A 5,395-nucleotide genomic window follows, 5' to 3' on the forward strand; every position below is an offset into this window, starting at 1 on the left:
GCAGATGGTGGCATTAAGTACTCAGGTGATATTGTTAAAGCACTTGCAGCTGGCGGTTCTGCCGTTATGCTTGGCAGCCTGCTTGCTGGTACATCTGAAAGCCCTGGTGAAACTGAAATCTTCCAGGGACGCCGCTTTAAAGTATATCGCGGTATGGGATCTGTAAGTGCGATGGAAAAAGGCTCGAAAGATCGTTACTTTCAGGAAGATGCGAAGAAATTTGTCCCAGAAGGTATTGAAGGGCGTATTCCTTACAAAGGCCCGCTTTCCGATACACTGTATCAATTAACAGGCGGCCTTCGTTCAGGTATGGGTTACTGTGGTACAAAGGACATTGAAGCGCTGCGTGAGGACAGCCAGTTTATCCGCATGACGGGTGCCGGCCTTCGTGAAAGTCATCCGCATGATGTGCAAATTACAAAAGAAGCGCCAAATTATTCTTTATGAGATAATAAAAAGCCTGTCCCTTAAGGGGCAGGCTTTTTTTGTAGGAACTTCATCATATGATAAAATCGTTCATCTGCAGTGTATCAAAATTCTACTACTCGAAAGCCGGTTCGTTCGTGTAACAGACGTGCTTGCTTTTTCTCTTGCTTTCCCGTCAGCCGGTAAACAATATTACCAATAGCTTCAATAATAAGAGGTACCACAAAAGCAGCATTTCGCTGCACAGCAGGGCGAATCGACAAATTGTCCAATCTTTTCTTTCCTTCTCCCCATTACACGGTATCTAGGTCGTTTCTCGTCTGTTTTTCACTTGAATGTATATGGTACAATAACGAAAGTGTCGCATAATAAATGGAGGGTTTTAAGTGTGAGAAAAAGAAATGGGTATCGGATCAGTGCTATTGTATTAAGCATTTTGTTGTTTTTTGGATTGTTTTCTCCTGGAGCATTAAAAGCAAAAGCAGCTTTTGATGTAAATGCAGGTGCAGCTATTTTAATTGATGGAGAAACAGGGCAGGTTTTGTTTGAAAAAAATAGCAGCCAGCAGCTTGGTGTAGCCAGTATGTCAAAGATGATGACAGAGTATTTACTGCTCGAAGCAGTGAAAAAAGGCAAAGTAGATTTAGACGACACATATCAGGTATCAGAATACGTGTACCAACTATCGCAGGATCGCAGCTTGTCGAACGTTCCACTTCGTGCTGATGGTTCCTACAAAATCAGCGAACTATATGAAGCTATGACGATTTATTCAGCAAATGCAGCAACTGTTGCTATCGCTGAAAAGATTGCTGGTTCAGAGGCAGAATTTGTAAAATTGATGAACAAAAAAGCAAAAGAACTTGGAATGGAAAAAGTAGAATTCGTCAATGCAACTGGATTGAACAATAAAGACTTAAAAGGTCATCATACGACTGGTGGACCAACAGATGAAAATACGATGACAGCCCGTGATGTGGGGACGCTTGCTTACCGTCTGGTAAATGATTATCCGGAAGTTCTTGAAACAGCGGGAATTGCGAAAAAGAAATTCCGTGAGGGAACTGATGATGAAATTGCCATGGAAAACTGGAACTGGATGCTTCCGTCTCTTGTTTTTGAGTATGAGGGCATGACAGGGCTAAAAACGGGAACAACAGATTTCGCCGGATATTGCTTTACTGGAACAGCTGAACGCAACGGCCAAAAATTAATCGGTATTGTAATGAATGCAACAAATGATAAAGGCGAGGGGACGTATAACGCTCGTTTTACAGAAATGAAAAAGCTGATGGATTATGGCTTCACTCAATTTGAGCGTAAAGAAATTGCGGCAGCCGGCAGCGCTGTAAAAGGAGCCGAAACGGTACCTGTTCAAAAAGGAAAAGAAAAGGAAGTAAAACTTGAAACGGCTTCTGAGCTGTCTATTTTAGTGCCAAAAGCTTCAAATGCGAAATATAAGACAGATATAACGTTAAATAGTTCGGATTTAGGTGAAAATAATGAGCTGGTTGCCCCTGTTAAAAAGGGTAAAGTGGTTGGTTTTGTTGAAGTTCAAGATGAAAAAGGAGAAGCGATTCCTTTCTTAAAAGCAGGCGGTCAGACAAAAGTGCAAACTGCCGAGAACATTGAAAAAGCGAATTGGTTTGTTTTATCAATGCGGGCAGTTGGCGGCGGAATTGCGAACGGCTGGCACTGGCTGATAGATACAATAACTGGTTGGTTTTAATGAAAATCACCTTCTGCTATTGACAGAAGGTGATTTTTCGTGTTTATTATGATTTAAAGTATTTTACGAAAAATCAGACCTTTCTGATCAGTATAGGAGGAATATGGAATGAATACAGGTACAGACCGTGTAAAACGAGGAATGGCAGAAATGCAAAAAGGCGGCGTCATTATGGATGTCGTCAATGCAGAGCAGGCGAAAGTTGCAGAAGAAGCAGGCGCAGTGGCAGTTATGGCGCTTGAGCGCGTTCCTTCTGACATCCGTAAAGCAGGCGGCGTTGCCCGTATGGCAGATCCTCGTATTGTAGAAGAAGTGATGAACGCTGTAACGATCCCAGTTATGGCGAAAGCGCGTATTGGCCACATTGTAGAAGCTCGTGTGCTTGAAGCAATGGGTGTTGATTATCTGGATGAAAGTGAAGTGTTAACGCCGGCAGATGAAGAATATCACCTGCTGAAAAGCGATTTTACCGTTCCGTTCGTTTGCGGATGCCGTGATATTGGTGAAGCAGCACGCCGTATCGGTGAAGGTGCTTCTATGCTCCGCACAAAAGGCGAGCCGGGAACAGGAAATATTGTAGAAGCGGTTCGCCATATGCGCAAAGTTAATGCACAGGTGCGCAAGCTCGTTCACATGAACGAAGATGAAATTATGACAGAAGCAAAAATTCATGGCGCTCCTTTTGAAGTGTTAATGCAGATTAAAAAAGAAGGACGCCTTCCAGTTGTTAACTTCGCAGCAGGCGGTATTGCAACGCCAGCGGACGCAGCGCTAATGATGGAGCTTGGAGCAGACGGCGTATTCGTTGGATCGGGTATTTTTAAATCAGAAAATCCGGCAAAATTTGCCCGTGCGATCGTAGAAGCAACTACTCATTACCAGGATTACAAGCTGATTGCCGAACTTTCAAAAGAGCTTGGTGAGCCGATGAAAGGTCTTGAAATTGCCGGAATCGCAGCTGCTGATCGTATGCAGGAGCGCGGCTGGTAATGACAAAAATCGGTGTACTGGGCTTACAGGGTGCCGTTCGTGAGCATGTTCGTTCAATAGAAGAAAGCGGAGCAGAGGCCGTAGTAGTAAAGTGGCCGAAGCAGCTGGATGAGCTGGATGGGTTGATTTTACCTGGCGGTGAAAGTACCACAATGCGCCGCTTAATGGACCGCTACGGTTTTACGGAGCCGCTGCGGGCATTTGGAAAGTCTGGACGCCCGATGTTCGGAACGTGTGCGGGACTTATTTTACTCGCTGGCGAAGTTGTTGGATACGATGAGCCGCATCTTGGATTAATGGATATTAAGGTTGAACGAAACTCATTTGGCCGTCAAAAAGACAGCTTCGAAGCTAACCTTTCCATTAAAGATGTGGCCGATGATTATAATGCTGTTTTTATTCGTGCGCCGCATATTGTCTCGGCTGGTGAAGGAACAGAGGTATTGGCAGAATGTGACGGCCGGATTGTCGCTGCGCGCAACGGCCAATATCTCGGCTGTTCCTTTCACCCGGAATTGACGGATGACCATCGCATTACGGCCTACTTTGTGAAGATGGCAAAGCAGGCGAAAGCGTTACTTGCGCATTCATAAAAAATGTAGTACATTGAATGCAAATCGAATAGTGAAACGCGATGAAGGAAGCCAGTATCCTGATATTTCTTCCCAAAGAGAGCCGGTGGATGGTGCGAACCGGTGTAGAAGTCAGGTGAATCCGTTCCGGAGCGGGATGCTGAAAATGAGTAGAGTAGGCATTGACCGGCGCAGGCCGTTAAAACGTTGTTTGAGAGGAAAGCTGTGTGGCTTTCAATCAGGGTGGTAACGCGGAATCGAACTTCCGTCCCTTTCTATAGGGGCGGAAGTTTTTTATTTTTAAAGGAGGAATTGCATATGCTGGATATGAAATATTTGCGGTCTCATTTTGCAGAAGTAAAAGAGCGCCTGAAATTCCGAGGCGAGGATATGAGCGCATTTGAAGATTTCGAAGAATTGGAGAAAAAGCGCCGCGAGCTGCTGGGCCAAACAGAAGAATTGAAAAGTAAACGCAATACCGTGTCACAGGAAGTAGCCCGTTTAAAAAAAGAAAAGCAGGATGCAGATGCACTTATTGCAGAAATGCGTGAAGTAGGAGAAAAAATCAAAGAGCTTGATGCTGACCTTCGTGATACAGAAGAAAAGCTGGAGCAGTTAATGCTTCGCATGCCAAACATTCCGCATGAGAGTGTACCGGCGGGTGATTCTGAAGAAGATAATGTTGAAATTCGGACTTGGGGTAATGTGCCGGAGTTTGGGTTTGAAGCAAAACCTCACTGGGATTTAGCAACGGACCTGGATATTCTTGATTTCGAGCGTGCCGGCAAAGTGACAGGCAGCCGTTTTACCTTTTATAAAGGGGCAGGTTCAAAGCTTGAACGTGCTCTTATCAGCTTTATGCTGGATTTGCACACGGAAGAGCATGGCTACACAGAAATGATGCCACCGTATATGGTAAATCGGACGAGTATGACAGGAACAGGCCAGCTGCCAAAGTTTGAAGAAGATGCTTTCCGAATTGAAGCGGAAGATTACTTCCTCATTCCAACAGCGGAAGTGCCAGTGACAAACTACCACCGTGATGAAATTTTAAATGGCGAGGACCTGCCGATTGCTTATGCGGCCTACAGCGCATGCTTCCGTTCTGAAGCAGGATCTGCTGGTCGTGATACGCGGGGCTTAATCCGTCAGCATCAATTTAACAAAGTGGAAATGGTTCGTTTTGTGAAGCCGGAAGATTCTTATACGGAGCTGGAAAAGCTGACAGGGCACGCGGAAAAGGTGCTACAGCTGCTTGGTCTTCCTTACCGTGTGCTTGATATGTGTTCTGCGGACCTCGGTTTTACCGCAGCGAAAAAGTACGATATTGAAGTATGGCTGCCAAGCTACAATGAATATAAAGAAATTTCTTCTTGCTCAAACTTTGAAGGCTTCCAGGCACGCCGGGCGAATATCCGTTTCCGCCGCGAGAAAAATGGCAAGCCGGAGCATGTGCATACACTAAACGGGTCAGGTCTTGCCATTGGCCGTACGGTAGCAGCTCTTTTAGAGAACTACCAGCAGGAAGATGGAAGCATTCTCATTCCAGAAGTGCTGCGTCCGTATATGGGCGGCAAAGAAAAAATCGAAAAAAAATAAGTGGAATCGTGTTGACAGAATAATTTACCCTGTGATAAATTAATTCTTGTCGATACGACGGAGGAATACCCAAGTCCGG

General features: G+C 45.1%; 5 protein-coding genes, 1 pseudogene and 1 other annotated feature. Of the genes and pseudogenes, 5 read left to right on the forward strand and 1 reads right to left on the reverse strand.

Annotated elements, in window-relative coordinates:
• Positions 1 to 447, forward strand: a pseudogene (guaB, locus tag VP97_RS22905) (inosine 5'-monophosphate dehydrogenase); the annotation flags it as partial.
• A gap of 83 nt (positions 448 to 530) precedes the next feature.
• Here guaB and VP97_RS24150 read toward each other — a convergent pair.
• Positions 531 to 698, reverse strand: coding sequence for a hypothetical protein (locus VP97_RS24150; protein WP_156153607.1), 168 nt, complete (start codon positions 696 to 698; stop codon positions 531 to 533).
• 116 nt (positions 699 to 814) lie between these two features.
• Here VP97_RS24150 and VP97_RS22910 point away from each other — a divergent pair, with 116 nt between their 5' ends.
• The 4 genes from VP97_RS22910 to serS all read left to right on the forward strand — a co-directional run bounded on the left by VP97_RS22910 (position 815) and on the right by serS (position 5,316).
• Positions 815 to 2,155 (forward strand): D-alanyl-D-alanine carboxypeptidase family protein, encoded by a 1,341-nt coding sequence (locus VP97_RS22910; protein ID WP_050184501.1) that lies wholly within the window; start codon positions 815 to 817, stop codon positions 2,153 to 2,155.
• Positions 2,156 to 2,263: 108 nt separating this feature from the next.
• Positions 2,264 to 3,145 (forward strand): pyridoxal 5'-phosphate synthase lyase subunit PdxS, encoded by an 882-nt coding sequence (gene pdxS / locus VP97_RS22915; protein ID WP_050184502.1) that lies wholly within the window; start codon positions 2,264 to 2,266, stop codon positions 3,143 to 3,145.
• A complete protein-coding gene (gene pdxT, locus VP97_RS22920; protein ID WP_050184503.1) occupies positions 3,145 to 3,738 on the forward strand; it encodes a pyridoxal 5'-phosphate synthase glutaminase subunit PdxT in 594 nt (197 codons plus the stop codon). Before pdxS ends, pdxT begins: the two co-directional genes overlap by 1 nt.
• 32 nt (positions 3,739 to 3,770) lie before the next feature.
• Positions 3,771 to 3,993, forward strand: a binding site (T-box leader).
• A gap of 42 nt (positions 3,994 to 4,035) precedes the next feature.
• Positions 4,036 to 5,316: a serine--tRNA ligase gene (gene serS, locus VP97_RS22925; RefSeq protein WP_050184504.1), complete on the forward strand. Its 1,281-nt coding sequence runs from the start codon at positions 4,036 to 4,038 to the stop codon at positions 5,314 to 5,316.
• Positions 5,317 to 5,395: the final 79 nt, after the last annotated feature.

The organism is Domibacillus robiginosus, from assembly GCF_000966195.1.
Lineage (GTDB): Bacteria > Bacillota > Bacilli > Bacillales > Domibacillaceae > Domibacillus > Domibacillus robiginosus.